The sequence below is a fragment of the Rhizobium sp. K102 genome, assembly GCF_022385315.1.
In the GTDB taxonomy this organism is placed as follows: Bacteria; Pseudomonadota; Alphaproteobacteria; order Rhizobiales; family Rhizobiaceae; genus Rhizobium; species Rhizobium croatiense.
The window spans coordinates 332,823-359,736 of record NZ_CP092432.1; the positions used below are offsets into that span (position 1 = coordinate 332,823).

The 26,914-nt window shown below is 58.6% G+C and carries 23 protein-coding genes and 7 pseudogenes; 6 read left to right on the top strand and 24 right to left on the bottom strand.

Annotated elements, in window-relative coordinates:
* Positions 1-62 precede the first annotated feature (62 nt).
* From MHI61_RS01590 to nodB, 7 genes and pseudogenes are all read right to left on the bottom strand, one after another.
* On the bottom strand, positions 63-851 hold the full coding sequence (locus MHI61_RS01590) for an ABC transporter permease (protein WP_011053461.1): 789 nt from the start codon (positions 849-851) through the stop codon (positions 63-65).
* A 3-nt stretch (positions 852-854) separates the two neighbouring features.
* A pseudogene (gene nodI, locus MHI61_RS01595) lies at positions 855-1,768 on the bottom strand (nodulation factor ABC transporter ATP-binding protein NodI).
* A 99-nt stretch (positions 1,769-1,867) separates the two neighbouring features.
* Positions 1,868-2,155 (bottom strand): annotated as a pseudogene (locus MHI61_RS01600) (carbamoyltransferase C-terminal domain-containing protein); the annotation flags it as partial.
* Between the two features lie 129 nt (positions 2,156-2,284).
* A pseudogene (locus tag MHI61_RS01605) lies at positions 2,285-2,488 on the bottom strand (carbamoyltransferase N-terminal domain-containing protein); the annotation flags it as partial.
* A 35-nt stretch (positions 2,489-2,523) separates the two neighbouring features.
* Positions 2,524-3,141: a nodulation methyltransferase NodS gene (nodS, locus tag MHI61_RS01610; protein WP_239789234.1), complete on the bottom strand. Its 618-nt coding sequence runs from the start codon at positions 3,139-3,141 to the stop codon at positions 2,524-2,526.
* A 15-nt stretch (positions 3,142-3,156) separates the two neighbouring features.
* The gene (nodC, locus tag MHI61_RS01615; protein ID WP_029875592.1) at positions 3,157-4,488 is read right to left on the bottom strand and encodes a chitooligosaccharide synthase NodC; all 1,332 of its coding nucleotides are present in this window, start codon (positions 4,486-4,488) and stop codon (positions 3,157-3,159) included.
* A 7-nt stretch (positions 4,489-4,495) separates the two neighbouring features.
* Positions 4,496-5,154: pseudogene (gene nodB, locus MHI61_RS01620) on the bottom strand (chitooligosaccharide deacetylase NodB).
* A gap of 1,627 nt (positions 5,155-6,781) precedes the next feature.
* On the opposite strand from nodB, the gene MHI61_RS01625 reads away from it, so the two are divergent.
* Both MHI61_RS01625 and MHI61_RS01630 read left to right on the top strand, forming a co-directional pair.
* Complete coding sequence (locus MHI61_RS01625) at positions 6,782-7,768, top strand: nodulation protein NodZ (RefSeq protein ID WP_010025697.1); 987 nt, start codon at positions 6,782-6,784, stop codon at positions 7,766-7,768.
* Positions 7,769-8,456: 688 nt separating this feature from the next.
* Positions 8,457-8,642 (top strand): annotated as a pseudogene (locus MHI61_RS01630) (hypothetical protein); the annotation flags it as partial.
* Between the two features lie 275 nt (positions 8,643-8,917).
* Here MHI61_RS01630 and MHI61_RS01635 read toward each other — a convergent pair.
* The 10 genes from MHI61_RS01635 to ccoN all read right to left on the bottom strand — a co-directional run bounded on the left by MHI61_RS01635 (position 8,918) and on the right by ccoN (position 17,849).
* Positions 8,918-9,583: a Crp/Fnr family transcriptional regulator gene (locus MHI61_RS01635; RefSeq protein WP_011053469.1), complete on the bottom strand. Its 666-nt coding sequence runs from the start codon at positions 9,581-9,583 to the stop codon at positions 8,918-8,920.
* Between the two features lie 31 nt (positions 9,584-9,614).
* Positions 9,615-9,773, bottom strand: coding sequence for a cbb3-type cytochrome oxidase assembly protein CcoS (gene ccoS, locus MHI61_RS01640; RefSeq protein WP_011053470.1), 159 nt, complete (start codon positions 9,771-9,773; stop codon positions 9,615-9,617).
* The gene (locus tag MHI61_RS01645; RefSeq protein ID WP_029875590.1) at positions 9,770-12,040 is read right to left on the bottom strand and encodes a cation-translocating P-type ATPase; all 2,271 of its coding nucleotides are present in this window, start codon (positions 12,038-12,040) and stop codon (positions 9,770-9,772) included. The genes ccoS and MHI61_RS01645 overlap by 4 nt, the downstream gene beginning before the upstream one ends.
* A complete protein-coding gene (locus MHI61_RS01650; RefSeq protein WP_004674419.1) occupies positions 12,037-12,522 on the bottom strand; it encodes a FixH family protein in 486 nt (161 codons plus the stop codon). The genes MHI61_RS01645 and MHI61_RS01650 overlap by 4 nt, the downstream gene beginning before the upstream one ends.
* Complete coding sequence (ccoG, locus tag MHI61_RS01655) at positions 12,519-14,093, bottom strand: cytochrome c oxidase accessory protein CcoG (RefSeq protein ID WP_004674417.1); 1,575 nt, start codon at positions 14,091-14,093, stop codon at positions 12,519-12,521. The genes MHI61_RS01650 and ccoG overlap by 4 nt, the downstream gene beginning before the upstream one ends.
* Before the next feature lie 167 nt (positions 14,094-14,260).
* Positions 14,261-14,446 (bottom strand): hypothetical protein, encoded by a 186-nt coding sequence (locus tag MHI61_RS01660; protein ID WP_029875589.1) that lies wholly within the window; start codon positions 14,444-14,446, stop codon positions 14,261-14,263.
* An 11-nt stretch (positions 14,447-14,457) separates the two neighbouring features.
* Positions 14,458-15,321, bottom strand: coding sequence for a cytochrome-c oxidase, cbb3-type subunit III (gene ccoP, locus MHI61_RS01665; protein WP_004674413.1), 864 nt, complete (start codon positions 15,319-15,321; stop codon positions 14,458-14,460).
* Between the two features lies 1 nt (position 15,322).
* Positions 15,323-15,475: a cbb3-type cytochrome c oxidase subunit 3 gene (locus MHI61_RS01670; RefSeq protein WP_004674411.1), complete on the bottom strand. Its 153-nt coding sequence runs from the start codon at positions 15,473-15,475 to the stop codon at positions 15,323-15,325.
* An 8-nt stretch (positions 15,476-15,483) separates the two neighbouring features.
* Positions 15,484-16,218, bottom strand: coding sequence for a cytochrome-c oxidase, cbb3-type subunit II (gene ccoO / locus MHI61_RS01675; RefSeq protein ID WP_004674404.1), 735 nt, complete (start codon positions 16,216-16,218; stop codon positions 15,484-15,486).
* A gap of 8 nt (positions 16,219-16,226) precedes the next feature.
* Positions 16,227-17,849, bottom strand: a complete 1,623-nt coding sequence (gene ccoN / locus MHI61_RS01680) for a cytochrome-c oxidase, cbb3-type subunit I (protein WP_004674403.1) — start codon at positions 17,847-17,849, stop codon at positions 16,227-16,229.
* A 241-nt stretch (positions 17,850-18,090) separates the two neighbouring features.
* Here ccoN and MHI61_RS01685 point away from each other — a divergent pair.
* Positions 18,091-18,808 (top strand): annotated as a pseudogene (locus MHI61_RS01685) (cyclic nucleotide-binding domain-containing protein); the annotation flags it as partial.
* 306 nt (positions 18,809-19,114) lie between these two features.
* Positions 19,115-19,558, top strand: a complete 444-nt coding sequence (locus MHI61_RS01690) for a pseudoazurin (RefSeq protein ID WP_004674399.1) — start codon at positions 19,115-19,117, stop codon at positions 19,556-19,558.
* A 965-nt stretch (positions 19,559-20,523) separates the two neighbouring features.
* Here MHI61_RS01690 and hemN read toward each other — a convergent pair.
* Complete coding sequence (gene hemN, locus MHI61_RS01695) at positions 20,524-21,876, bottom strand: oxygen-independent coproporphyrinogen III oxidase (protein WP_008536465.1); 1,353 nt, start codon at positions 21,874-21,876, stop codon at positions 20,524-20,526.
* Between the two features lie 478 nt (positions 21,877-22,354).
* On the opposite strand from hemN, the gene MHI61_RS01700 reads away from it, so the two are divergent.
* Positions 22,355-22,585 (top strand): NAD(P) transhydrogenase subunit alpha, encoded by a 231-nt coding sequence (locus tag MHI61_RS01700; protein WP_225880318.1) that lies wholly within the window; start codon positions 22,355-22,357, stop codon positions 22,583-22,585.
* 13 nt (positions 22,586-22,598) lie between these two features.
* Here the strand turns inward: MHI61_RS01700 and MHI61_RS01705 are convergent, their stop codons facing one another.
* Complete coding sequence (locus MHI61_RS01705; RefSeq protein ID WP_012489581.1) at positions 22,599-23,054, bottom strand: phasin; 456 nt, start codon at positions 23,052-23,054, stop codon at positions 22,599-22,601.
* Positions 23,055-23,557: 503 nt separating this feature from the next.
* On the opposite strand from MHI61_RS01705, the gene MHI61_RS01710 reads away from it, so the two are divergent.
* Complete coding sequence (locus MHI61_RS01710; RefSeq protein WP_225880317.1) at positions 23,558-23,767, top strand: hypothetical protein; 210 nt, start codon at positions 23,558-23,560, stop codon at positions 23,765-23,767.
* 161 nt (positions 23,768-23,928) lie between these two features.
* Here MHI61_RS01710 and fdxB read toward each other — a convergent pair whose 3' ends face one another.
* The 5 genes and pseudogenes from fdxB to nifK all read right to left on the bottom strand — a co-directional run bounded on the left by fdxB (position 23,929) and on the right by nifK (position 26,894).
* On the bottom strand, positions 23,929-24,246 hold the full coding sequence (gene fdxB / locus MHI61_RS01715) for a ferredoxin III, nif-specific (protein WP_004677870.1): 318 nt from the start codon (positions 24,244-24,246) through the stop codon (positions 23,929-23,931).
* The gene (locus MHI61_RS01720; protein WP_009991124.1) at positions 24,243-24,446 is read right to left on the bottom strand and encodes a CCE_0567 family metalloprotein; all 204 of its coding nucleotides are present in this window, start codon (positions 24,444-24,446) and stop codon (positions 24,243-24,245) included. Before MHI61_RS01720 ends, fdxB begins: the two co-directional genes overlap by 4 nt.
* Positions 24,447-24,470: 24 nt before the next feature.
* Positions 24,471-24,959, bottom strand: coding sequence for a NifX-associated nitrogen fixation protein (locus MHI61_RS01725; protein WP_004679071.1), 489 nt, complete (start codon positions 24,957-24,959; stop codon positions 24,471-24,473).
* A gap of 57 nt (positions 24,960-25,016) precedes the next feature.
* Positions 25,017-25,294 (bottom strand): annotated as a pseudogene (locus tag MHI61_RS01730) (nitrogenase component 1); the annotation flags it as partial.
* Positions 25,295-25,352: 58 nt separating this feature from the next.
* On the bottom strand, positions 25,353-26,894 hold the full coding sequence (gene nifK / locus MHI61_RS01735) for a nitrogenase molybdenum-iron protein subunit beta (protein ID WP_004677342.1): 1,542 nt from the start codon (positions 26,892-26,894) through the stop codon (positions 25,353-25,355).
* Between the last annotated feature and the right edge of the window lie 20 nt (positions 26,895-26,914).

A 26,914-nucleotide genomic window follows, 5' to 3' on the forward strand; every position in this document is an offset into this window, starting at 1 on the left:
CTCTGCGGGTCTTTTCAAGACACTGCATCGCAATACCCCTCCTGGCGTGGTGGCGAGTGGCGTCAAGACATCAGGCGCCGACGCAACAGCGCTGCCGACAGGAAGAACGGCAAAAGCGCGTAGATGCAAAGCGCGCCTATATGCAGGCCCATGCTGCTCGCGGGGCGCCCAAGCATTGCCGGGCGTATGAGGTCGATCGCATGCGCTAGAGGCAAGAACTGCGCTACCTGCTGAAAAGTCTGGGGCAGTTGCGTGATTGGAAACACCGCGCCGCACAAGAACAGCATTGGTGTGAGGACGAGCGTCTGGTAAAAAATGAAATACTCGTAACTGGGCGCAAGCGCCGTGACTACCATCGCAAGGCTCGCGAATGCAAATCCAGTGAGCATGATAATTGGCAGCACATAGACGACTGATGGCCACGTCGCATAGCCTAGCACGGTGGCGACGATTATGATTCCCGTACCGGCAAGAAATGCCTTGCTCGCTGCCCATGCCAACTCACCCAGGATGATGTCCCCAAGTGTCATTTGTGTGTAGAGCATGGCTTCCCAGGTGCGTTGGGCGTGCATTCGCGTAAAGGCCGCGTAAATCGTCTCGAACGTCGCAGACGTCATCGCGCTTGTCGCCACCATGCCGCCCGCCAAGAATGCAACGTAGGTTGTGCCGTCAACGCGACCCACAATAATTCCGAGGCCAAGGCCGAGGCCAAACAGGTAGATCATAGGATCGGCCAGACTTCCAACAATTGACGCAAGTGCTACTTTCTTCCATGCCAGATAGTTGCGTCGCCATATCGCAATCCAGTTAAAAGCGTTGGCGGGCAGAGCCGCAGCACAACCTTCATCCATCGTTCACTTCTCCATCTCGCGCCCGGTCAACCGCAAAAATACATCCTCAAGATTCGGCGGACGCTGCAGAATGCGCAAGCCCGCGCGCTGCCGTAACCGCACACGCACCTGCTCCGGGTCGGACACATAGCAAAAAAGGGTCTCGCCGCTAATTTCGATGCGATCGGCATATGGCCCGACCAGCGATTCCAACTCATGCGGATCGCCGCCGTAGATCTCAATGACTTCGCACCCGATCAGTTCATCGATCAGGTCATGCGGACGCCCTTCGGCAATGCTGCGACCTCCTTCGAGTACGCAGAGTCGATCGCATAACCGTTCGGCTTCTTCCATGAAATGGGTGGTCAAGATGATCGTTTTGCCGCGCGTAAGCAGGGAACGCAGGCGCTCCCAGATCAGGTGGCGCGCGTGCGGGTCGAGACCGGTGGTCGGCTCGTCCATGACAAGTAGCTGCGGGTCATTGATCAACGCACGCGCTAGCGTCAGGCGCCGCTTCATGCCGCCTGAAAGTTCAGACACACGCGCATTCACCTTGCTCTCTAGGCGTGCAAACTCAAGGAGCGACGACATGACCGCCTCGACTTTGCGTGTATTCATGCCGAAGTAGCGGCTGTAGACCAGCAGATTCTCGCGCACAGTGAATTCAGGCTCAAGGTTGTCGAATTGCGGCACCACGCCGATACCCTTTCGCGCCAAGCGAGCCTGGGCAGGCACCGGCACGCCGAGCACGGTAATCTTCCCCGCATCAGGGGCTGTCATGCCAAGGATCATGCGTGCGATCGTGCTCTTGCCCGCGCCGTTCGGTCCAAGCAGCCCGAAGCATTCCCCGGGGAAACGCGGAACGATAGCGCGCTGACCACGGCCTTGTCGCCATATGTCTTACTTACGTCGGAAAAATCTATTGCGGTCATGAACATGCGCTCATCTGACCGTCGGGCGCCGTTGACCGGCATTTCTTCGGTTGGTTGGGTTCTTCCTGGTCCATCGCACCGTATGTGTTCATTGCGTCTCCATTAAAGGGCTGCAGCAGAATCCGGGAAAACGCCTCGTCCGTGGTAATTGGCACTCGTGTTGCAGAGCAGCCGAATGTCCCTGAGCTTGTTACATTCGAAGAGTAGCTCGGCGCCTTCACGGAGAGAGTGCCTGGGATGGTCTGAAATCGTGCAGATTCATCGAGATGGACAACAGCCGGAATTCTGTCCTGGCATCTCATCCGGGTCTGATGGTTAAACAACATTTCGCAATCCGGAGTTCGAGGGCTGACTATATAAGGCGCACGGGTCCTCCAGGCAGATCGGCGCCACGAGGCGGAGCCACGGGCTGCGGTGGCCGCGCGGCACCTATCACGAGGATAGTTCTTGCAGGGAAATGCCCTGTCATTGGAACGAGACCGGAGCCCTCGACGGATTCGAGAGAACTTTCAGCATTGCACCCCAGCCGTCGATGATGATTTGATCAAGAACGCGTGGATCCGGACCGTGTTGCGCCAAAGCGGCGCCAATCGCGTCGAGATTGTCGACAGTTTCATATCGCGGGTTGCTGCCCCGCTTCTCCTGCTCGACGCAGAAGGCGAGCCACCCATTCTCGACAAGCGCGTCCGCTCCGTCATGGGTCAATTTGATACCACAGATGCGCATAGTGTCTCCATGTCTGAACGTCGAGGGTTGAGCCGTTAGGAGGCAGAAAACGGATTTCGGAAACAGGCGAGCAAGCAATCTTCGTTGACCGACTCACCCCGACACTCAAGCCGCTCTACCTCGAGCAAAGTTTCGTTCAGCATGCCGAGGATCGTCTCAGCACCAGCAACGTGGCCCCAGCGACGACAGTTGGCGTCGCGCGCCGATCCGAAAACCAGATATCCATCTGGCGCAAGCATCCGCACTAAATTCCGAACAGCCCCTCTCATCTCGGCTATTCCTCCGATGTAGTAGAGCACTTCCGCCACAACGATCAGATCAAACCTCTCGTCAGGTGAAAACTGTTGAACATCAGAGACTATCCAGCTGATGTGCGGAGAACCCCTTATGCGTCGACGCGATCTTTCTATAGCCTGAGGCACAACATCGATCACGGTGAGCCGTTTGCAGTGGGGGGCTAGCTGCACCGTAAATGCGCCGGCAGCGCATCCCACTTCGAGCGCACTTGAGATGGATCCCTGGGCAAGCGCCAAGCGGAGCATTTGCGTGTGACGCTCACGCTCGAATGGATTGGCGTCGAGTTCCCATGGATCGGGTGCAGCCAGTTCCCGATTCAGCAATTGATAATTGTCGCTCTGTGTCAACTCGTTCACCTCGGTAAATAGATCTTACTCGTCGCTGCACATGCAGTCAGACGTCGTTCGCCTGGCAGGATGGCGGGCGGGCTTGAGCCTTCGAGGCGCTGTCGCATGTCCAGAACATTCTGTAGTGCGTGCATCAGCCGTCGGATGTTGATTCGAGTTGCCAGCAGAGCTGCGCGACAGCCAGTCGCTATTGCTCAGCGTGCACAGCGCGTAGGCTTTCAAGGGCAGTAGCAGAAAAATATTGATGAATGTATGCAGAGAGAATCCGAGGAACCGTAGTTGGCGGGCCCGAAGCGCTACAACGCTGCAGCGGATCATCGTCATGGCCACAATCATCAGGGCTGCCAACCAAGGCGCGGTGCCCGTCAATGCAAGCTGTGCGAGTCCCGTCAGCACTGATAGTGCCAGAAGCAGCGGTCCGAGGTTCTGTCCGACGACGTCGAGCGTAAGGAAGCGATTGAGGGTGGGCAGCAGGCGCAGCCCAAGCAACGTGTCCCGGAACGTGCTCCGCGCCCAGCGTAGTTGTTGGCGCAGATACGGTCCTAGCTTGTTCGGAACGACTGTCGCTGCGATGGCGCTCGGCACGTACTCTGTTCGAAAGCCTGCCTTCAGCATGAGAATGGTGAGATGCCGATCCTCACCGAAATCGCTTGGCTTTCCCCGAAAATACTGTGACTCGTACTGGTCAAGCAGCGAAGCGAGCGCAGAGCGACGGTACATAACACATGGACCGCAGCAGCACATAACGGCACCGAAGCGAGCTTGTGCCGCACGCTCCTCGTTGCAAGCCAGCCAGTACTCCATGTCGATCAAACGGGTCAGCCAACTGTCGTTTCGGTTGCGGGCCGTCAACTGTCCCATGGCCGCGCCGACAGCCGCATCTTGCATTTTAGGCACGAGCTTCCTGATGACATCAGATGCGAGGATCGTGTCGGAGTCGACGTTTAACACCATATCTCCAGCAGAGCGGCGTATCGCAGCGATCTGTGCCTTCCGTTTGCCGACATTCTGGGGAAGCAGGAGAATATTGAATCTGGGGTCTCGCGCGAAGGCCTCGTGCACAAGTCGCAAAGCCTCGCGATTTTCGGAACCGTCATCAACTAGGTAAACCTGCAGCCTTCCCCCGTATTCCTGACCCGCAATAGAAGCCAGGCACTCCGAAAGCGTGCGGGGATCCTCGTTGAAGCTTGGCACGATGACATCTACGCTGGGCAGCTCGTCAAAGCCGCCCAAGCCGTGGGACGCCAATGAAACATCGGTCGGCAGAGAATAAACGGCCTGCATGCTTTTATATGCAGTCGAGAGAAGTGCATAAAGCGAGACGGCGACAGTGCTGGTTGTGTCAAGCATATCCATCGGATCTTCAGAACTCCCGAGGAAGCGAGCGAAATACAAAGCCGCGATCATGCAAAGCTGGAATTATGCTAGATAACGCCATGATAGTCTGGTGGCGCAGACTGTGGTCAGCTCCTTGCTGCATTTCACTGGAGGGACAACCGTCGTGCAAGAGCACGATTGACCCCGGCCGGACAGACTGCAGCACATCATTAACAATGGCGTCGGCCCCGGAAGAGACCAGTCTCGCGGATCTACCGACCAGTGCACGGCAGTGAGTTCCGCATTCGCCGAAGCCTTGAGCACTTCTTCGGTCCAGATGCCGTAAGGAGCTCGGATGTGCCGCACCACCGCCTGAGGCGACGCCATTTTTATGGCTCTGTTTGTCTCGAGTATCTGACGTTGCACCTCGTCGGGTTCGCAGTCAGACAGGTCTGGATGCGTCATTGTGTGGTTGGCGACTTCATGCCCCTCTGCAATCATTCGCTGGATCAATTTCGATTGATCGGCCAGGAACTCGCCGATGACGAAGAATGTTGCCGGCACCCGGTGTTCAGCCAGAATATCGAGAATCTCCGGTGTACAAAATGGATGCGGACCGTCGTCGAACGTCAAATAAACGCTGTGACGACCAGTGCCGTCATCGCGCTCACCGTGCACTTCGCACGAGCAATCGAGGTGCGTCATTGCTCTCGTCCTTTCCGGTAAATTATCCTGGTGGCCATTCGGAGACCGGCCGCCCAAAGGTAGGATGATGACGCCGCGCGTGGACGCAGGTCGAAACGCGCGTGTGGCAGCGTGTAGCGTACGCCGTTTCCCAAAATAGCGGTCACCAGACCGCCTCGTTTGAATCTGTCAATACGCGGCTCGTTGCGGACTGTACCGAGTGCGAATGTAAATTCCCTCGACATGGTCGGAGTTGCGATTCCTTTTCCGCAACGGTTCCCAACGCACGTAAATCGCATGCAAAGGCCTCATAATCTTTGCCGATTTGCCAAAACGATCGATCTTGCGATCAAAGTGACGATTGGTCGCGAACCCCGACCTATCGACGATTGCAAGATGATGCAATGGGCTGATCGAACGCTTATGCTAGCATTACATTCCAAAGCCACACATTTGACCCCTCTACACCACTGGCGCGCCATCGACGACTTGATTTCCGTCAAGATGCTCGTCTAATGGATCATGCCATTCAATTCGTAAAATCGATTGTTTGGATGATACCCATCCACGCCATAGATAAAATTCGAGCCACAGTTCCTGCTAACGGACCGAGCCTGTTGTCGTGGCTGACGCCGGATTTCCGTCGTCGCTCCCTTGACGAACTTATCATGGCTCGGCATTGGCGGCTTTCTAACCTACTCTGGGTAAAGCTCCGGAGCAGATTGAAACCTTCCGGAAGCCTGAAAGCGCCGGATAGAATTGATCGGCTATGGCTGTCAAACGACTCGAGGAACTAGTCCCACTTGCCGAATTGAAGAACGGACCCCATCGGTTTGCGTTTCGTTAGATCCGAGCACTGGCCCCAATCTTCCGCAGACGGTCGGAGCGTCGCTTTTGGCTAAGCCGATAACTGTCGCCCGGATGGTGACCACCGTCGAGAGGTGAAAGCAGGCGGTCCAATAATGCTGTGACGACCACGCGACTATGGATCGAGCTGTTGTCGTAGCGCGGAACACATTTGGAAAACAAACGGGCGCGATGGGCCTCCAAGTGGAGGTAACCGAGCTCGTCTGAATCAACAACCTGGGCCGCGGCACGATCATCGACTGCTTGTCCAGCGAGCCGCAGTTGTGAGACTCGCCAGCATCGCCGCCACGGTGGCAGCCGTGACGCAATGGTGGCCACACTTATCCATCAAGCGGATGGAGATTATCCAAACAATCGATTTTACGGATTCCCCAGGATGCTCCAGAAGACGCATGAAATAGAGATCAGGTAGCGGGAAAGGACGGGAATTGGCTAGATCGGCGCCACCCTCGATGAATCGGCGAAGCGCGCCAACATGAGCCGTACCGCAACGTAAGCTCCGGCCTCTCGCTCCGAGCCAAGTGCGATGCCGATGGGTTGGATCGGGTGCGAGATAAACGACTGAACGATGACGGAGGGCTATGCGGCGGCTTCAATGCCCGGACTGAAAAGGCGTATGGCGCCGCAACTTCCAGTCTGGCGTAAAATGGTAAATCTGTGCGACGAAGGGTCATGCATAAAATTGGCGGGAATCACGAGCGTTGATGCAGGTCCGGGAATTGATATGCAAAATTTCAGCAGGATTTAAGCCGATGCGCTTTTCCAGAACAAGGCAACGAACATGCTCGCTGGCGACCTGAAGAGGGATCGGTATGTTGTTTCTCGACGGCGGACTGGTTTCGGTGATTGTCTCTGGTCGCTGGCGGCAGCTTGGCGCTATGCACAGCGAACGGGGCGGACGCTGGCCATCGATTGGCGTGGCTCCTGCTATCTCAATCAACCCTTCACGAACGCTTTTACGGTGTTCTTCGAGCCGATTCAAGATATTGCTGGCGTACGGGTTATTTGCGATGACCAGATCAACCAGTTCTCATTTCCGGGACCGTTCTTCCCATCATGGTGGAACAAGCCCTCAATCGAGAGCGTTTACCGCCCCGATGAGCAAATTTTCCGGGAACGTGACGAACTGACCGAGCTTCTTCAAGCCCAGGACGATACTGATGCCAACACGGTAGTCTGTGATGCCTGTTTAATGTGGCGGTGCGACCAAGCTGCCGAACGCCAGATATTTCAGAGCCTCAACCTTAGACCTGAAATTCAGGCTCGTATTCACGCCATCTATCAGGAGCACTTCAAGGGGCGCAGTATCATCGGTGTGCACGTACGGCATGGCAATGGCGAAGATATAATGGACCATACGCCCTACTGGGCCGATCCGGAGTTGGCCTTACGCCAGGTGTGCACTGCCATCGAGAAGGCCAAAGCGCTACCGCATCGACGCCCTGTGATGGTTTTCTTGTGTACGGACAGCGCGCAGGTACGGGACCATTTACTCGGTGTGTTCCCCGATCTAATCACTATCCCGAAATGCTTCCAGGCGGCCCAGGCCGGGCCATTACACAGTGCATCGCTGGGAGTGGACGGTGGTATCTCTGCTCTTACAGAGATGTACCTTCTCGCCCGATGCGATACGGTAATTCGCTTTCCGCCGACCAGCGCCTTTACGCGCTATGCCCGTCTCTTCGTGCCACGTGTTATTGAGTTCGACTTGAAAAATCCGACTCGCTTGATCTTGACTGATGAATCGTCCGAGCATGAGCCGGCTTGATGAACCGGCACTCCGCTGAACAAATTCTCGGCGCCCTCGCAGGATTGAGGAGAGGTGTTCACTGGATCGCGATGTGGGCGCAGCACCCGACGAGACAAGGCCGGGGCGCATCTTCTCCTAGCGTCTCGCGCGTCCAAAGGCTTGCCGGATCATTGTTGTGAAGGGTAGCTATTGGGCGCCTTCGGTGAATGGAAACGGCACCGTGCGCTCGACCCGCACCATTGGCATAGCAAGCTCGCACGTCGGCGATTCCGATGGGATGAGGACGTTCGCGCGCCACAGCCTCGTCGGCGCCTTAGCCGACGCCCTGCCTGATGCGAGGGCGTTCGTCGGGCTTGGTCGACAGATCGCCATCAAGCTGATTTCGTGCTCTATGCGGTCGTGGGCGTGGCCGGTGCCGTTCTTTATTCCCGCATCCCGACACGTCTGGCAAACCGCGCGACCACAGAAGCCGCCGCCGCGCTAGGTCCTTAGCGCCCATCGTCCTTGCAACTCGCAACTCACTCAGCCTCGACGCATTCGCAGGCGTGATAACGCCGGCTGCGAAAGACAGAAGATGCACTGTTGTAGTCTCCGGCTCCCGCCGCTGCTTGCATGACGGCTTGCGCCAGTCGTTGACAAAACTCAATTGGCCAGCCAGCATTTCCGTTGCCCGGCCATTTGTAATGATTAAGTCTGAGGTGGTGCCATGCCTCGCATGATCAGGTTCATACTCACGCGTTTGGCGACGGGGTTCGCAATTGGATCCGCCGTGGGCTTCTTCGTTTGGCAAAATGGATTTGCCGCGGCAGGCACGCTTGAGAATTATCTCGCGAAGGGCCTGTTCATCTACCTCTTCGCAAGCACCATCAGCATGGGTTATCTCGCGACGGCCCCTCGAAGAATAGCGCCGGACGCTCTCCGTCGCATGTTGGTGCTCGTTGCGCCCGTTCGTCTGCACTTCCCTATTAAGCCCGCCAGTCCGACGGTATCCGCATGTGTCGTCAGCGCCACCGTTGATGCGGACAAGGCCTGAAGCAAGCGATGAAGACAGTCGAGATCACAAAAACAATCCGTCCTGGTGCTTTTTTGCGCCTGGCCATAACGGAGCAAGCGATCGCCATATTGACGGTTGTCGAATTCCGGCGCGGTTATCGCCCTGCCCCGAGGTCAGCACGCCTTCCGCAGCAGATCGACGCTGTCAACCACGACGACCCTGCCTCTGACTTCGACCCCTGCAGGACCGAGGGCAGCGAAAGCCCGCGAAAGGGCTTCGGGCGCAACCCCGAGTTTGCCGGCCAGAATTCTTTTCCGGTAAGGCAGGCGAAAGGTGGCCTGCGATGCTGAGGCCGGGCAGCGGCTGACGAGGTAATTCGCAACACGCTGTGCAGCCGTGTGCAGCCGGTCTCCCGCTATGCAATCCATGGCACCGAGCAGATGCCGGGCCATGATGCGCATGACGTTGCGACGCATGACGGGGTCCCGGTCGGCAAGCGCCCGCAACTCCACAAGGTCGAACAACGCGACCTCTGCGCCGTCGGCGGACCATGCGCTGTAGGTGTAGGAGCCGCCTGCCGACAGGAGATATTCACCGAACGTCTCACCCGGTTCGCAGATGCAGATATCTGCCTGGCGCCCCGCGGATTCCGACTTCGAAAGTCGCACGAAGCCGCGCATCACGCAATAGACGAACGACGCCTGCTGGCCCTCGGCGATGATCCGCTCGTCCGGTGCGAAGATCTGGAACTGAGCCGTGTCGGCCAGTTCTTCTATCCTTGCTTTGTCCAGGCCGTGAAACAGGTCAGATCGCAAAAGTATGGGATGTCTCGATAGCATCGATCTTCCTTTCGTTTCGGCCGTGAGCGGTTCAAGGTCTTTTGCAATCGGTTTCGTCCTCGACGAGGATTCGCCAAGCTGCTCCTTCAAGGTCCTCGTACTGGCGGCTCGTCAGCGACCAGAGGAACGCCAGGAGACCCATTCCCCCCATCAGCAGTGCGATCGGCATCAGATAGATCAGCATGTTCATGCGGTTTCAACTTCCGCACGTCCGCCGGCAAGCGGCTCGCTCCGTAGGCCGAAGGCATTTAATCGCAGCGCATTCGTCACGACGATGATCGACGAAGTCGACATGGCCACCGCCGCTATCAGCGGCGTTGCCAGGCCGGCGATTGCGATCGGTACCGCAAGCACGTTGTAACCGATGGCGAGAGCAAAGTTCTGGCGAATGAGGCTGGCGGATCTTCGTGCAACGGCGATTGCCTCAGGAACGGCATCGAGACGATCGTTGAAGAAGATAAGGTCGGCGGCTTGCCTGCCGACGTCGGATGCGGTTGCAGGCGCCATCGAGACCTGCGCGGCGGCCAGCGCCGGTGCGTCGTTGATCCCGTCGCCGACCATGAGCACGCGATAGCCCTCGGCGCCCAGCCTCTGGAGTTCCTCGACCTTCTGTTTCGGCCCCAGGTCGCCCAGAGCTTTGCCGATACCGAGAGCCCGCGCTGTGTTGTCGACGACGGCCTGCCTGTCGCCGGATACTATCAACGTTTCGATACCGGCTGCAGCGAGCTGGCGGAAAGTCTCCGCGGCGCCCGGACGAAGCGTGTCGTCAAACAGGAAACGGGCGAGATCGACGCCGTTTTTCGACAGGACCACCTCCGAAAACGGAGTATCGCCCGCGGGCGTGAGCCCGGTTCCGCAGGCAAAGGCCCGGTTGCCGAGCCGATAGAAGTCCGCTCCTTGCCAGGCTTCCAGCCCCCCGCCGGCGATTTCCGTGACCCTGTCGAAGGCGAAGGGGTAAGAGATGTCTATGTCCCGCACCAGACCCTGGGAAAGCGGATGCCGTGAATGCGCCGCCATTGCGCAAACGATGGCTCTATTGCCCGCGATCGAGTCGATTCGGACGAGGCGGGGCCGGCCCATCGTCAGGGTGCCGGTCTTGTCGAAGGCCACGATGTCCGCGTCGGCCAGTCTTTCGAGCGCCGAACCGTCCTTCACCACGATGCCCCTGCGGAAAAGTTCGCCGGCGGCGACCACCTGGACCACCGGTACAGCAAGGCCCAATGCGCAGGGGCATGTGATGATCAGCACCGCGACCGCGACCAGCATGGCCTGTTTCCAATCGCCCCCAAGCAAGCCCCAGGCGAGAAAGGAGGCCAGCGCCAACAGGTGCACGGCGGGAGAATAAAGTGCTGCGGCGCGATCGGCGACCCGGCGATAACGAGCCCTGCCGCCCTCGGCCGCTTCCATCAGGCCGATGATCTCGGAAAGAAGCGAATCCCTTGCCACTTTGGTCGCCCGCAGGACGAGCGAACCGGTCAGGTTCATCGCACCCGAATTCAGCGCGCTGCCTGCGGCGACGGCGACCGTGCTGCTTTCACCGGTGACGATGGAGAGGTCAACATCGCTCTCGCCGCTGACGATCATGCCATCGACGGGAATGCGTTGGCCGGCGGCAATCGCGATGTTATCCCCGACGGCGATCTCTTCGACCGGGATGTAGTGCCGCGACCCGTCCGGCATCATCAGCTGCGCCCCGCGCGGCGCCAGTCTGGCAAGCCCGTTGATCGCGGCGCGGGCTTTTTCCCGCATCACATGATCGAGGGTTCTGCCGATCAGCAGGAAGAACAGCAGAGACACCGACGCGTCGAACCAGGCATGTTCGCCATGGTGCATGGTTTCCCATAGGGAGACCGCATAGGACAGCGTCACTGCAAGCGAGATCGGAACATCCATGTTGGTGCGCCTACGCTTGAGCCCGCTCCAGGCCGATTTGAAGAAGAAGCGTCCACCATAAACCAGCGCCGGCGCCGCGATCATCGCCGAGATCCAGTGAAACATGTCGCGCGTGGCCGCATCGGCGCCCGACCATACCGACACCGAGAGCATCATGATGTTGGCGGCCGCAAAGCCGGAAACTCCAATCGCCAGCAGTAGCTGGTTCCGGATCCTGTCGGTTTCGGGTGCTGTCGACGTGATGAGATGGGCGCGGTATCCGGCCAAGGTGATCGCGGCGAGGATTTCGGAGGGATCGGTCGCCTTCGCCTCGATCTCTTCCTGATAGACGCAGGTGACACGCCGGGCGGTGAGATTGACCCGGGCTTTCCTGACGAACGCAAGCGCCGACAGCGCTTTTTCGAGGGTCAATATGCAGCCGCCACAGTGGACGTCGGGTACGCTGAGGTCGATCTGGCGTAACCCTGCCCCGAGCGGGTGGCTTGCAAGGCATACCTCCTCGGCGCTGGCGGATGTCGCGCTGAGGCCGAGAACGCTTTCCGCATCCATCGAGCAGCAGGTCATTGGCGGAACTCCGCGGTGTCGAAGCGTTTGGCCTCATGCATGACGACCGCCCCGTTCATTCTCGATATGGCCTCGACGATCCAGTCGCCGGCGACAACCTGGTGATCGGCTTCGAACCGCCCTTCGCCCGTCTTCCGGAGCGTCACGCGGAAATCCTCATGATCGCCGACGGGCCGTTTGAAGTTCAGCGTGACATCATCGATGATCGCAGGCGTGCCGGCCTTGTCGTGGATGTCGTAACGGATTTGGATGCCCTTAACGACGAGCGCGCCCTCGACGCCGGAGGCGGCCATTGCCTTCATCGCTGCCGCCCTGGTGTTGAATTCCTGGCTGGCCACATAGGTGTTTTCCACGACGATGCCACTCCAGCTGGACGCAGCATAGAAGGCCATGGTGGCGTTTACGGCGATCACTACGGCGAAGAATGCCGAGGTGGCAAGCAGCACGTGCAAGCCGGTAAAGCCCTGAGTAGAAGTCTTCATTTCACGTCTCCCGGCGCGTTGAACGCGGCGCGATAGCTCGCCCGGTCGGCTTGACCTGCGTCTTGACCTATATCTTCGATGACGAAGAGGAATTCGTTGATCTCTGCCCCGTCTGGGGCGCGCGTGACGAAGACCTTGAGCGTCGTGGCCGCGTCGGGTTCGACGTGAGCGGTGAAGCTGCGGGCATCCTGCCTGCCGAACTCGGGAATGCGCATTGTGCCCCCCTCCAGCCCGACGAGGGTGATGGTCACGTCCCGCGGCTTCGGCACCATGTTGAGGACATGCAGCGTGTAGCCGTTTCGGATGGAGCCGTCGCTTTCCAGAACATATTGAGGGTTCCGGTCGTGGATAACGTTGAGCCTGAGCCGATCGCGTAAGGCGAGATGGACGACCATGGCGACGCCGATCGATGCCCAGACGACACCGTAGAAGACAATTCTTCGGCGGAAGATGATGCGCCAGTCGAAATTCCGGACAGCTGGCATGAAGCTTCCGTCGTCGTTTCGGACATTGGAGGGCTGGATGGCTGTCCGTCCTCCGTCAGTAGCAAGCGACATGTTGCTCGAATATTCCTTGAGCGTCGCATAGGCGATCAGGCCGTGTGGCTTCCCGAGCTTGTCCATGACGCCGCCACAGGCGTCGATGCAGAGGGCGCATGTGATGCATTCCATCTGCTGGCCGTCGCGGATGTCGATCCCCATCGGGCAGACGGCGACGCAGGCATTGCAGTCCACGCAATCGCCCACCGGCAGACCCTGAGCCTTCTTGCCATGGCGCGACCGCTGCTCGCCCCGCCAGTCGTTGTAGGTGACAACAAGCGAATTCTCATCCAGCATCGCGCCCTGAATGCGCGGCCACGGACACATATAGGTGCATGTCTGTTCGCGCATGAGGCCGCCAAGCACATAGGTCGTCGCGGTCAGGGTGGCGATCGTGGCATACGCAGCGGCAGGAGCGCTGCCGTCAAACAGTGAAGCCGCCAGGCTCGGCGCGTCGGCAAAATAGAAGATCCATGCTCCGCCCGTGGCGACGGCGATCAGCAACCAGATCGCGTGCTTGATCACCCGCTTCCTGAGCTTGTCGAAAGTGAAGGGGTCGGCATCGAGCTTCATCCGAGCGTTTCGGTCGCCTTCGACGGCGCGTTCGACGACGATAAAGAGATCGACCCAGACGGTCTGCGGACAGGCATAGCCACACCAGGCGCGGCCGACAGCGGCGGTGAGGAGAAAGAGGCCGAAGCCCGCCATGACGAGCAGGCCCGCCACATAGTAGAATTCCTGCGGCCAGATCTCGATGAAGAAAAAGAAGAAGCGCCGCGAGGCGAGGTCGACGAGGATTGCCTGATTGGGCGCATAGGGACCGCGGTCCCAGCGAATCCACGGCGCGAGGTAATATGTGCCAAGCGTGAGCAGCATCAAGACCCATTTGAACCGGCGAAAGGGCCCTTCGGCTCGTTTCGGAAAGATCTTCTTGCGCGGCGCATAGAGAGACTGGCGGTTGCGCCGGGCGTTGACGGGTTCGACGCGAACGTGGTCAATGTCATTTAGATTAGGGCGGGTATAGAGATTCATAGGACCTGTCCGATTTTCACCACTCTTTTCCCAGCCGTGGCGGATCCGTTCCTTGATGCAGATCAAGAACGACCGTGCAGAAGCGAAAAGGCCACGCCCCAGAGTAAGGGCGTGGCCGGAGGACAGCGGCGGAGAAACCGCTGGGACGTCCTCCACAGGAGCTGAAACTATCGGCTCGTCTGCTTGTGGTCTTTGAGGCAGATCAAACTCACCATCGAATTGCCGATTTTTGCCGGGTCGTCCTGCTCCGAAGACGCAGGCATCTGTTGGGCGCGGGCTGAGACACGCGATCGGATAACAGTACGCGGCGCGCCGTAGAGAGGGAGGATCGGATTGCGGTCGTGGGCTGTCATGTCTTTTCTCCTTACGTGCCGCCGCCGAGCGCATGAACGAAAATAGTAAGCTCGTTTACCGTTGTGTCCCCCAGGCGCGCTGCCCAGGCAGGCATTACGCCATGTTTGGGAGAGGCAACCTGACGAAGGATGGCGTCTTCACCCCGCGACTTCAGCCAGATTGCGTCGGCGAGATCCGGCGCACCCATTTCCACCTTTCCTTTGGCGTCCTCGCCGTGACATGGGGCGCAATTGTCGAAGAAAACCTGTTTTCCGGCCGCCGCCAGACCGACATCCGAGGGCGTATTGGTCAGCCCCCAGACAAAGGCGGCGACCTGCTTCATCTGGATGGGCTCCAGAACACCGGCAAAGGGCGGCATTTCGGAGGAATGGCTATCCGTATCGCCGTCGAAGCGGATGCCATGAGAGATCGTGGCCTGGATGGCATTCAGATCCCCGCCCCACAGCCAGTCGTCGTCGTTGAGATTCGGAAACCCCGGACCGCCGCTCGCTCCCGATCCATGGCAGGGCGCGCAGTTCACCTTGAAAGCGGATGCGCCGCCAGCGATCGCGAATTTACGAAGAGCAGGATCCGCGTCGATCTCCTCCACTGTCTTGGCAGCGATCAGGTCATGGAACTCCGTCTGCGATGACTTAGCGAGATTGAGGTCCTGCTGCAGCTCGGCGCGCGTTGAATAACCGAGATAGCCGTTAGTGGCGGAAGTGATCATCGGGATGGCCGGGTAAGCGATGGCGTAGCCGATCGCCCAGAGGATCGTCACGTAGAAGGTCCAGATCCACCAGCGCGGCATGGGATTGTTGAGCTCTTGGATGCCGTCCCATTCATGACCCGTCGTTTCGACGCCGCTCAGTTCATCGATATGCTTTTGCGACATCTCAATCGTCCTTCAAGGGAATATCGGCGGCATCTTTGGCCGTCTGCTTGCTACCTGGGCGAAGGGTGAGCATGACCGCGCCGACGAAGAATGCGGCCATTGCCAGGAGGCCCCAGCTGTCGGAGAAGTGTCTCATTGCAGTGTAAGTTTCCATGGATCACCTCACCGGTAGCCGGTCGCGTCGTCATAGGTCGAGAAATTAACCAGCGTTCCGAGCATCTGCAGGTAGGACACCAGCGCGTCCATCTCGGTCAGCCGGGTTGGATCGCCGTCGAGATCGCCGACATTCGCATTTGGGTAGCGCTTGAGTAGAGCCGCCGTGTCCGCGTTCGGATCGGCCTGGGCTCTCATGTCGGCCTCGGCATTCGCCAGCATGTCGTCGCTGTAAGGCACGCCCACGTCCTCATTGGCCTTGAGGTCCTCTCCGATACTCCTGACCGTCACCTCCTTCTCTTCGAGGAAGGCGTAGCTCGGCATGATTGATTCCGGCACCACGGCCCGCGGATTTGCGAGATGCTGGACGTGCCATTCGTTCGAGTAACGCCCCCCGACGCGGGCCAGATCGGGCCCTGTCCGCTTGGATCCCCATTGGAACGGGTGGTCGTACATCGATTCCGCGGCGAGCGAATAATGGCCGTAACGTTCGACCTCATCACGGAACGGCCGGATCATCTGGCTGTGGCAGAGATAGCAGCCTTCACGGATGTAGATGTTCCGTCCGGCGAGCTCTAGCGGCGTGTAGGGCCGCATGCCTTCCACTTTTTCGATCGTGTTCTGCAGGTAGAACAGCGGTGCGATTTCAACGATGCCGCCAATGCTGACGACCAGCAGCGAGCCGACCAGAAGAAGCGTCGCGTTCTTCTCGAGGGTCTTATGTTTATCAAGTAACGATGCCATGTCTCACCTCACTCGGCAGGCTGTGCCTGGGGCACCAAACTGGTCGGGATTGGCGCTTCGTCGCGCAGGTGGCCGCGGATCGTCATGAACACGTTCCAGGCCATGACGAGGCCACCCGCTAGGTAGAGTGCTCCGCCGACGGCACGCAGCACGTAATAGGGGATCATCGCCGCGACCGTTTCAGCGAAGGAATAGACGAGGAAGCCCTGGGAATTGTATTCTCGCCACATCAGCCCCTGCTGGATGCCCGCGACCCAGAGCACCGCGGCGTAGATCACGATCCCGAGCGTCGCGAGCCAGAAGTGCCAGTTGACCATCCGCAGGCTGTAGAGGCGCTCGCGCCCCCACAGTTTCGGCGTCAGGTAGTATATCGCCCCGAAGGTGATCATACCCACCCAGCCAAGTGCTCCGGAATGCACGTGACCGATCGTCCATTCGGTATAGTGGCTGAGCGAATTGACAGCCTTTATCGACATCATCGGGCCTTCGAAGGTCGACATCCCATAAAATGCGATGGCGACGATCATCATCCGGATGATCGGGTCGGTGCGAATTTTGTCCCAGGCGCCCGAAAGGGTCATCAAACCGTTGATCATGCCGCCCCAGGAGGGCATCCAGAGCATGACGGAGAAGACCATTCCGAGCGTCTGCGCCCAGTCAGGCAGCGCCGTGTAATGCAGATGATGCGGGCCGGCCCAGATATACATGAAGATCAGGGCCCAGAAGTGGATGATCGACAGCCGGTAGGAATAAACCGGCCGGTTGGCCTGCTTCGGCACAAAATAGTACATCATCCCCAGGAAGCCGGCGGTGAGGAAGAAGCCGACGGCGTTGTGGCCGTACCACCATTGGGTGAGTGCATCCTGGACGCCGGAGAAGAGAGAATAGCTCTTGGAGCCGAGGAACGACGCCGGAACAGCGAGGTTGTTGACCACATGCAGCATCGCAATGGTGACTATGAAGCTGAGATAGAACCAGTTTGCCACGTAGATATGCGGCTCTTTGCGCTTCAGGATCGTTCCGAGATAGACGGCCAGATAGGCGACCCAGACGATGGTAAGCCACAGGTCGACGTACCATTCGGGCTCGGCATATTCGCGCGACTGATTGATGCCGATCACGTAGCCGGTCGCAGCCATCACGATGAACAGCTGGTAGCCCCAGAAGACGAACCAGGCGAGTGTTCCTCCGAAGAGACGCGCGCGACAGGTGCGTTGCACCACATAGAAGGATGTCATGATCAGCGCGTTGCCGCCGAAGGCGAAGATCACCGCCGATGTGTGAACCGGCCGCAATCTTCCGAAATTCCAATAGGGCGCGATGTTGAGGTCGGGAAAGGCGAGCTGCAGCGCGATGATCACGCCGACGAGGAAGCCGACGACGCCCCAGAACACCGTAGCGATCAGGCCGTAGCGGATTACCTCGTCGCAATAGCCCGTAAGCTCTGTTTTGCGCTGTTGGCCCGTCGGCGAAAACTCTGCGTTTCTGACAAGCAGCAGCGTTCCCGCAACCAGGCAGAGGCAAAGTATACCCATATGGACTGCAAACAGATGATCGTGCGCGAATGCGGCCGCGAGCAGCGCCAGAAACGCTGCGACCGCGATCACCATCGTTTCTGTCGTGTAATTCATGATGTCGTCTCCAGTGCGCAGACGACCGCCTCGCGGCCGGCTTTCTCGGATTTCGAGGCAGGACTGTCACGAAGACGGGAACGGCTCCTTGATCTACATCAACAAGCGGACTGGAAGCGGTGGACGAACCGACGTTGTTACACTCTGTTGCAAACTTCCCCCTTTGGCACCGCCCGCTTACTCCCGTGTGACGCAGCTGCTTTCTACCGCACCCACTGCCACAAGGGGCGATGAAGATGCTGTGCAGAACAACCACGCGTTCGACAATGGCGCGAAGGGGCGCGAAGCCATACATGCCGGCCAATCCCTCTCTTCGCTGTTCGTAGGCTCGGCGGCCGAGGCCGTCGCAGCCGGTAAGGCGATTTGGTGGGAGGGTGATAAGCAACCATCTTGTCCAGGTGGAAGAAGGTGTCGTGCGCCTGCTTCGTATCATCGGCGAAAGATCGTCGGGTGATAATCGCTCTTCAATTCGCCGGCGATCTCAACGGCGCGTCGCTGCAAAACGATTTCCTATTTACGGCTGAGGCCGTCACGAAATGCAAGATCCGCCGGATATCGCACATGAGTTTCCACGGGGAAGTCGCTCGGTCTAATGCGCTCGCTCGACCTAGCTCTCGTTGCTCTGGCAGGAGGCGGCCGCTTCGCATGAACAGATGGTGCTGTTGCCGAAGAAGAACGCCGAGGAGCGCCCCTGCAGCTTCATCGTGAAGCTTGCATTCCGGCGCAACCCGCGTCCGCCAAGGTCCGTTGCGCGTTTCCATGAATCGTCAAGACATTGCGGATCATCTCGGCCTGACCATTGAGACCCTGGCCCACACCGTTACGAAACTTGCGTCGCGCAACATCGTTATTCCCGAGGGCAGGCACGACCTGCGGAACGTCAATCTTGCCCGCTGGTACGGTTATCGGGCGACACTGATGATTTTTCCGAGGATTTCTGTCAGAGGGTAAACCTCAACACACGCGACAAGCCGCGGGATCGACATTCATGCCCTCCGCGAACTTCTCGACGCGATATGAGCTCAGTCACGGCAATCCTAAGCTGTTCAGCAGCGCCGACGTTCGCCGAGCGTGCTTGTCCTTCGGTGATTCCTACATCGCTTGCAGGCTGCCATGTCCCTCGCAAGGGCGCTGGGCAAGCAGGCAAAAATTGGGACCTTCTGCCTTTTTTCCCCGAATTTGACGGGCGTCAAAGAGCCCAATTCCGGCATCTGCTAAGACACATTCATGAGGCTGATTGGGTCTCGCAGAAAAGGAGCTTGCAAATGCGGTTAAAATTCGGTCTGATCGCTGCAGCGGCAGCCTTGATTGTTTCGGCAGCGCCGTTGATGGCGGCCGACCACCAGGTTCGGATGCTCAACAAAGGCACGGAAGGCGCGATGGTGTTCGAGCCTGGCTTCCTGAAGATCGCCCCCGGCGACACCGTCACCTTCATCCCCACCGACAAGGGCCACAACGTCGAAACCTTCAAAGGCCTCATTCCGGATGGCGTTGCCGACTTCAAGTCAAAGCCGAATGAGCTATATCGCGCGAAATTCGATGTTCCAGGCGTCTATGTCCTGAAATGCACCCCACATTCCGGCATGGGCATGGTTGCCCTGATCCAGGTGGGTGACAGTCCGCCCAATCTCGAAGCGATCAAGACTGCAAAGGTGCCGAACATGGTGCGCAAGCGGCTCGATGCCGACCTCACAAACATCACCCAGTGAGACACAGCAGGTGCGGATGACCGCGCAGCCCATGACGATGGCTTTCGTGGCAGCTGTTTGCCTCGCCAGGAGCAGCTGATGCTCAGTGAGCATCGAGCAGAGCCAGGCGCTGTCAGGCAAGACGTCCAAGGCAGTGGTCGGACACGGTTGTCGGCAAAGCCGATGCCGAAACCTGGTGGGACCGTCGAGAAAGTGAATGTGGCCTGTGAAAAGAGCTATGATCTGCACGGCAGACCTGTGAAGGAACGCGTGGGCAAGATCACTAGCCCGGCGGCAATCTCGCTGACGACGAATATAACGAGGTCGTTTTTTTGCGCGGCAGTCGCGAAGGAGATGCCAGCCAAAACCCGGGGTCTCGTTCTGGTTACCCAAGAATTGCACGGAAGGCGCCGTCGAACGTTTGATCGAAATCCCCGCGGCAGGCAAGTCCTACAACTAGGAGACCCCTGCCTCGTCCTTCGACGTGCTCGAACAACCGCGTTCGTGAGAGGGCGAGAGCCGTCGATCATGTGGCGCTCGGTAGCTCACCTCGCGAAAAGGCTCCTTCAGGCGCCTGCGCGGCCGCCATAATCGCGATGGGCACAACTCTGCGGACCGGCGCTTGCCCACGCCACCTTAAAGGTTCGACGTCAGTCGCCAACGATACCCTGGGCCGGGGCCTGCCGAGATCGAGCTGTATTTGAATGAGCCGAAAAGCTCGACGATAACGACCTCGACGTCCAGGCGGTGATACGGGCGCCCATCTACTTGTGACAGGGCGGCCCGATGACCGTATTTGTGAGTGCGCCCGCCCTGCTTCACACGAACTTGCGACGTCGATCCTCCTCGACGTGCCGTTGTCGACGGGACTCCTGGGAAGATAACTGCAGGGTCCTCGATCGAGAAACGGGAACTCGATGTCTTCTCGCGCGGCCTTTGATGCGTTTCGTGTCGCCGGAACCGATGCACACTTCCGGCGACAAGTACTAGGCTGCCTTGCTGTGCGTGTGCCCGTGCGAGCTAAAATAGGCGTCGAATGCCGCCGCGACTGCACGGACCATGAAGCGCGCCTCCTCGCATACGACAATCCGCTCACCGCTGATCGTCACGACGCCGTCGGCCATGAGCTCGCCGAGACGGTCGTTGCGCTCGACAAGGAAGCCGGTGTCGAAACCCGATCCGCTGCTCAACTGGCCGAGATCGGCTTCGAAATCGCACATCAGCCTCTCGATGACCCTCGCCCGAAGCTTGTCCTCCTCGCTGAGAAGATATCCCTTGGCGGTCGGCAGCACCCCGAAGGCAATTCGCTCGGCATAGAGGCCGAGAGGCACGTGGTTCTGCATATAGCCGGCCGGCAGCCGCCCGATCGCAGATGCGCCGAGGCCGATCAGGCTATCGCAATCATCCGTGGTATAGCCCTGGAAGTTTCTCCTCAGCGTTCTGTTGCGCGCGGCGAGCGCCAACTGATCGTTCGGCAGTGCAAAATGATCGAGCCCAATGCGCAGATATCCGGCCTTCTGGAGCTCCTCGGCGATCACTTCCGCCTGCTCGTTCCGCTGTTTTGCGTCCGGCAGCGATGCTTCGTCGATCAGGCGCTGATGTTTCTTAAAAGCGGGTATGTGAGCGTAACCGAAAACGGCGAAACGTTCGGGACGCAGTTCTGCAGCCAGCCGGACCGTCTCGATGCAAGATTGGACAGTCTGTTTCGGAAGGCCATAAATTAGGTCGAAGTTGATGCTGCTGACGCCTGCTGAGCGCAACCCGGCGACCGCCCTTTCCGTCTGCTCAAAGGATTGCAGCCGCTTGATACCGGCCTGCACGATCGGATCGTAGCTCTGGACGCCGAGGCTTGCGCGGTCGACGCCGTTTTCGGCGAGCGCATCGATCATGGGGGCGACCAATGTGCGAGGGTCGATCTCGACTGCGACGCCGGCTTTCGCTTCAAACGTGAAGGCACTCCTGAGCTTTGCCATTAGAGCCGAAAATTCCTGCGGCTTCATGACCGACGGCGTGCCGCCGCCGAAATGCACGTACTTGACGGGCACGTCGTTTCCGGCCGCAAAAGAGACGAGCTCGATCTCTTCCTTCATCACGTCGAGATAGTCGGCGACCGGAGCGTCTTGCCGGGTGATGGTCGTGTGGCAGCCGCAGTACCAGCATATCGAACGGCAGAACGGGACGTGGAGATAAACCGAAACCGGGCCAGCCGCGGCGATATGGGCGAGATTGCCGGCATATTCATCCGGCCCCACGGCTGCAGAAAAAGCCGCCGCCGTCGGGTAACTCGTATAACGCGGAACCCGCGCATCGCCGTATTTGGCGATCAGATCATCAGACATTTTCGCATCCCTTTTCAAAACAGGATGCTTTATGACCTCCGGCCGCGCCGGCTTCCTTGTCCCAAATCAATGATGACGTCTCAGGCCAGAATCAGCCGGATCTTTGTCCGCTGTGAAAGTCAGCACTTTCGAACCCGCCTAACATCTCGTTCTGACATGGGTCGAGCCGCGGTCCCGGCTGTTCGAAGAGACGTGCCACAAGGAAATGAGCAAGAATGACTGATACGCAAAACGGGTGAAACAAATTGGTGTCCGCGTGCTGTCGCCGGTCGAGCCATCCCACGGTTTCGGCTCGCTCCATGCGCTGGCCCCCGGCGATAGTTTGTTGATCGCCAGTGGAACTGGTGCCGGCCTAACGGCGGGAATCTCGAGCGAAGCCTACCGAAACGCGGAAGTCGTGGTCGTTTTCCAATTCCACAGGCCCTCGCCGCGGCCGCCGACGTGATCGTCAAGGTGCGCCTCGATCAATGAGGTCGCCCTGCTGTCGCCTGAAAAGACGCTGATCGCTTTCTTCTATCCCGCAGCCAACAATGAGTTGCTCAAGCGGGCTCTGCATTCGGGCGCGAATATAAGCGCCATAGACATGGTCCCGCGCATCAGCCGTGCACAGAAGATGAATGGGAAAGATCGGGGTTACCGGGCGGTCATCGAAGCGAGTGCGAACTTCAGGTGTTTCTTCACCGGGCAGATCACCGCGCGGTATTTCTAGGGTCTCCTCAGTTTTACGTCGCCTTGAGGTCCGTCAGCACCTTGTCAAAAGCATCCTTGACCGGCTTTGAGATTTCCTCCACCGCCCTGCTTGAGAGCACCCGGACTTCCTTGGCGTGCTGCAAACTTGTCTCAACGCGCTTGCGGAAAAAGGTCGACTGCTGTTCGAGGATCTGCGACGGCGAATTCGCGCCCAGCAAAGCTTGCAAATGTGAGAAGCTGGCCTCGGCGTCGGCCTGCAGTGCAGCGATCGTCTTCCACCACAATTCGTTGCCGAATAGACTTGTCGTTTCGAGGATCGGAGGCAGCATTTTCTGTGTCGCTTCAGCGCCGGACGCAAGTTTCAAAAGAGCCTCTGTCACCTTCTTGTTCCCCTTTTCAACAGATGCGCCGAACTGATCTGGCACCTTGAGCGACGATGACCCCGGGTTTTCGATCGTTTCAAAGGATCTTTCGGAAATCTTGGTCATTGCATTTTCCTTCTCTTTGAGTTGGTTGCAAGCTGTGACATCGGGATTGACCCTTCCGCCGGCGGATGCATGGCCGCTTGGTAGAACGCGGATCCGATGACGAACGGTCAGGTGGCCTCCGTTCCGTTCGTTTCATGAACCGGCATCATGCAGACTGCTTTCTGCCGCTTGTAACCAGGGATCAGCAAACACCATGCCAACTGCTCCGACGCGCCAAGAAGATGATTTTCTTTTATCAATGGGCGGGTTGAGGGCAGGTTGATGTGTATTTGACGGAGAGACCGGCGAACAAAACGTTCCAATCACGACAAACCTGACAAAAGTGGCGGATGCCCGACATTTGCGAGAAATGTCGACGGTTGCGCTGGGGACAAGGGAATTAGCATGTAATTCAACCGCGCTCAGGATCGTCCTGTGTCGGATCGTATTGAGCCTGCGGGGTGGAAAGTGGCTTTGCGGTCCTCGCCGCAAGTGCCTCCGTCAGCTGCGCACTGGTGCTTACCTTGACGGTCAGCTTGCGCGAGACATTGCGTGCAATTGCAGTGCCTTCTTTGCACCGGCCGCCATTGATTAGAACCGCCGCATCCGCGGATCAGGCATGGGACACGAACGGCACGATCTGTGGCGATCCAATCGCGGGGCATCTGCCTTGGCAACCGGATAAGTTCATCGCCGAGGGCGACGAGACAGCGATCGCCACTTCGCGCTTTTAAAAAAGTCCTATTGAAAGAAGCGACGAACTAGCCACCATCGCAGCGCTAACTTTGTGGATGGAATGCCACACGAAGTAACTACGTTCGTTCGTTTGCGCAGACGACGAGCAGCAGGAGACAACAAACGATCTGAAGGTAACAGCGTTGACTTGTTCGCGAGATCACGCAGTAACCTTGTCTGCCGCGACATGGGTCTGACAGTTCTTCGGGCAGACGCGCGCGCAGGCGCCGCAACCAATGCAGCGGCCGGCCTCATCGACAACCATGATCATACGATTGAGCTCGCCATCGAAGTCTTCCTCCTCGTCGTCGCAGATGCCGAGGATTTCACCCGCTTCACCGACGCCATAGAGGTGCATGACTTCGCGAGAGCAGGCTTTGAAGCATCGGCCACAGCCGATGCAGGTTGTAGCATCGATGCAGGTCAGGTACTCCGGCACCCAGCTGGAGCCGTCGCGCGTGACGAAAGGGCCAGTCATCGTGAATTCTCCAATGCAGCGAGCTCTTCCTTCGCAGCGTTCAACTCGGCGAAGGCGTCGAACGTCTCTCCTGCAATGGTCTTGATTCTAGCCCAATTAATCGGAAGGTCCTCGGCAAGATCGTGCAACTCCATCTTCGCAGCGGCGGCGCGGGACTGCAGCTTGCGGACCTTCTTCAGCTGCTCCACAATGTCTGACATGATCTCTTTCCTCGAAAATTGATTTCATGATGCCCGCGCCACGTCGGGATAGGTTTCGATAACTTCAATAGCGTCATCGACCATTTTCGTGCCGGTCTCGGCGAGCTTGCCTAGCGTCTCAAAGCCGAACCGGTGGACATCGCGCAGGGTCTTCGACAGAACGACCAACCGTCCAGTCGTGAAAAGCAAGCGGCCGAAGCCCTCATGGCCGATCGTCATGATCGGCGATGCCAACAGGCCTGTGCACTCTTCGATCACAAGCCCCACGCAACTGTAAAAATTCTGTAGCCTCCACAGCACATCAGGATCCGGATCGCCTATGATCGGGATCTTACGGCGCTGCTCCTTGGTGAGGATGAAGTCGGCCAGCAGGTCAGCGTCCGATTTGCCTTCCCACGCCCCATGGGCATCCTGAGCGCGGATGAGCCTTATCAGGCATCTGAGAAAAGGGGTGGCGAGATCCCCATCTTCGTTGACAGCAGGGCCATTCGTACTTCCTGTCAATGTACCCATTTCTTAGTCCTCCTCATCGAAAGGCTTCTTTTCAATGGCGCCTGCTTCGGTCAGCGCCGTGAAGCTCGTGCGCCAGAGCGTTGGACCTGAGGAAGCCGATCCGCGATTGTCCCAGGAATTGCCCTCACAGCCGAGAGGCCCATGGATCAGGTGCGCGACGTCGGTGATCGGCTGCAGCACGATCTTGGCGCCATCGAAAGCGCATCCGCCGGCTGCCGCCCCGGGATCAGCGGCTTCGAACAGCCGTTTTTGCGCGCCTTGGAATCCTTGCTGCGGTTCTTCTCGCAGGCAGGCTCGTCGAAGACATCCTGGACTTTAGCATTGAGCAAGGGCATTGCGGTCTCCAAGTTCAGATGAAGGCGGCCGGCCTCACAAGGCCGACCGCCGCCGCTCCTAGCGGGTCAGGTCGTAAGAATAGTCCGTCACACCCGGCTCGCTCGTCTCGCGATCGAGCTTGTCGAAGATCTTGTCGAGGATCGTCGTCAGGACGCGCAGGCCGCCTTGGTAGCCCATGAGCGGGAAACGGTGGTGATGGTGCCGGTCGAATATCGGAAAGGTCAGCCGGATCAATGGGGTGCCGGTGTCGCGCTCGAGATACTTGCCATAGGAATTGCCGATCATAAGATCAACCGGCTCGGTAAAGAGCAGCGAGCGCAACGCCCACAGGTCCTTGCCCGCCCAGACCTGGGCATCCTTGCCGAAGGGCGAGGATGCGAGCAACGCCTTCATCTCGGCTTCCCAGGCCGACGTGCCGTTGGTAGCAAGGCAGTGGGTCGGCTCACCGCCGGTTTCCAAGACGAACCGGGCAACGGCGTAGACGAAGTCAGGATCGCCGTAGATCGCGTATTTCTTCCCGTGCAGCCAGGCTTGGCTATCTGCCATAGCGTCGACGAGACGGCCGCGTTCCAGGCCGATTGCCGGAGGAATTTCCTTGCCGGTAATCTCCGAGACCTTCATCAGGAATTCGTCGGTCGCCTGAACACCCAGCGGATAATGGAACGAAGCCGTAACCTGACCGACCTCCTTGCAATATTCCAGCGTTTTGCGCGTGTTATAGTGCTGCAGCGACAGGGTCGCTTCGGCATTCAACGCCGTTTTCAAGTCCTCGATCTTCGTGCCGCCGTCATACATGCGGTACGTACCGTCAGACGGCGTGTCGAACTGGTCGGAGGCATCCTGGATGAAGATGTAGGATACGCCCATCATGTCGAGCAGGCGCTTCAGTTCGCGGTTGTTGCCGACGCAGAAGCCGTCGAAGCCGGGAATGATGTTGATGGCTTGAGCAACCTCCTTCCGCTCGTTGCCTTTCCAGAAGTTCTCCAGAATGCCCTTGATCATGCCGTCATAGCCATCGACGTGGCTGCCGACGAAGGCAGGCGTGTGGGCGAAAGGAACATCGAAGTCGTGCGGGACCGACCCTTCGTTCTTTGCGTTTTCGATGAAGCCGTGGAGGTCGTCTCCAATGACTTCGGCCATGCAGGTGGTCGAGACGGCGATCATCTTCGGATCGTAGAGCTTGTATGTATTGGCGAGCCCGTCGACCATGTTCTTCAACCCGCCGAACACTGCCGCGTCCTCCGTCATCGAGGACGAGACCGCCGATGAAGGCTCCTTGAAGTGACGCGACAGATGCGAACGGTAATAAGCGACGCAGCCCTGGCTGCCATGGACGAAGGACATCGTTTGCTCAAAGCCTGCGGCTGCGAAGACGGCACCGAGCGGCTGGCAGGCTTTGGCCGGGTTCACGACCAGGGCTTCGCGGCCCAGGTTCTTTTCGCGATACTCCCAGGTCTTCGTGAAGTCGTTTTGATCGGCAACGACCTGATCCGGGTGGGGGCATTCGAAATTGGCTTTCTTCTCGGCGAGCATCTGCCTGTATTCCGGCTCGCGGAACAGGGGAGCATGGTCGAGAACTTTTTCCGCCGACTGCGGCATAGTAAGCACCTTTCTTTTCA

What these genes read in the sequence shown, in the direction of transcription:
- MHI61_RS01590 (WP_011053461.1), bottom strand. Translation starts at nt 851, where the DNA reads ATGGATGAAGGTTGTGCTGCGGCTCTGCCCGCCAACGCTTTTAACTGG.
- nodC (WP_029875592.1), bottom strand. Translation starts at nt 4,488, where the DNA reads ATGGATATGCTTGACACAACCAGCACTGTCGCCGTCTCGCTTTATGCA.
- MHI61_RS01625 (WP_010025697.1), top strand. Translation starts at nt 6,782, where the DNA reads ATGCTCGCTGGCGACCTGAAGAGGGATCGGTATGTTGTTTCTCGACGG.
- MHI61_RS01635 (WP_011053469.1), bottom strand. Translation starts at nt 9,583, where the DNA reads ATGCTATCGAGACATCCCATACTTTTGCGATCTGACCTGTTTCACGGC.
- ccoS (WP_011053470.1), bottom strand. Translation starts at nt 9,773, where the DNA reads ATGAACATGCTGATCTATCTGATGCCGATCGCACTGCTGATGGGGGGA.
- MHI61_RS01645 (WP_029875590.1), bottom strand. Translation starts at nt 12,040, where the DNA reads ATGACCTGCTGCTCGATGGATGCGGAAAGCGTTCTCGGCCTCAGCGCG.
- MHI61_RS01650 (WP_004674419.1), bottom strand. Translation starts at nt 12,522, where the DNA reads ATGAAGACTTCTACTCAGGGCTTTACCGGCTTGCACGTGCTGCTTGCC.
- ccoG (WP_004674417.1), bottom strand. Translation starts at nt 14,093, where the DNA reads ATGAATCTCTATACCCGCCCTAATCTAAATGACATTGACCACGTTCGC.
- MHI61_RS01660 (WP_029875589.1), bottom strand. Translation starts at nt 14,446, where the DNA reads ATGACAGCCCACGACCGCAATCCGATCCTCCCTCTCTACGGCGCGCCG.
- ccoP (WP_004674413.1), bottom strand. Translation starts at nt 15,321, where the DNA reads ATGTCGCAAAAGCATATCGATGAACTGAGCGGCGTCGAAACGACGGGT.
- MHI61_RS01670 (WP_004674411.1), bottom strand. Translation starts at nt 15,475, where the DNA reads ATGGAAACTTACACTGCAATGAGACACTTCTCCGACAGCTGGGGCCTC.
- ccoO (WP_004674404.1), bottom strand. Translation starts at nt 16,218, where the DNA reads ATGGCATCGTTACTTGATAAACATAAGACCCTCGAGAAGAACGCGACG.
- ccoN (WP_004674403.1), bottom strand. Translation starts at nt 17,849, where the DNA reads ATGAATTACACGACAGAAACGATGGTGATCGCGGTCGCAGCGTTTCTG.
- MHI61_RS01690 (WP_004674399.1), top strand. Translation starts at nt 19,115, where the DNA reads ATGCGGTTAAAATTCGGTCTGATCGCTGCAGCGGCAGCCTTGATTGTT.
- hemN (WP_008536465.1), bottom strand. Translation starts at nt 21,876, where the DNA reads ATGTCTGATGATCTGATCGCCAAATACGGCGATGCGCGGGTTCCGCGT.
- MHI61_RS01705 (WP_012489581.1), bottom strand. Translation starts at nt 23,054, where the DNA reads ATGACCAAGATTTCCGAAAGATCCTTTGAAACGATCGAAAACCCGGGG.
- fdxB (WP_004677870.1), bottom strand. Translation starts at nt 24,246, where the DNA reads ATGACTGGCCCTTTCGTCACGCGCGACGGCTCCAGCTGGGTGCCGGAG.
- MHI61_RS01720 (WP_009991124.1), bottom strand. Translation starts at nt 24,446, where the DNA reads ATGTCAGACATTGTGGAGCAGCTGAAGAAGGTCCGCAAGCTGCAGTCC.
- MHI61_RS01725 (WP_004679071.1), bottom strand. Translation starts at nt 24,959, where the DNA reads ATGGGTACATTGACAGGAAGTACGAATGGCCCTGCTGTCAACGAAGAT.
- nifK (WP_004677342.1), bottom strand. Translation starts at nt 26,894, where the DNA reads ATGCCGCAGTCGGCGGAAAAAGTTCTCGACCATGCTCCCCTGTTCCGC.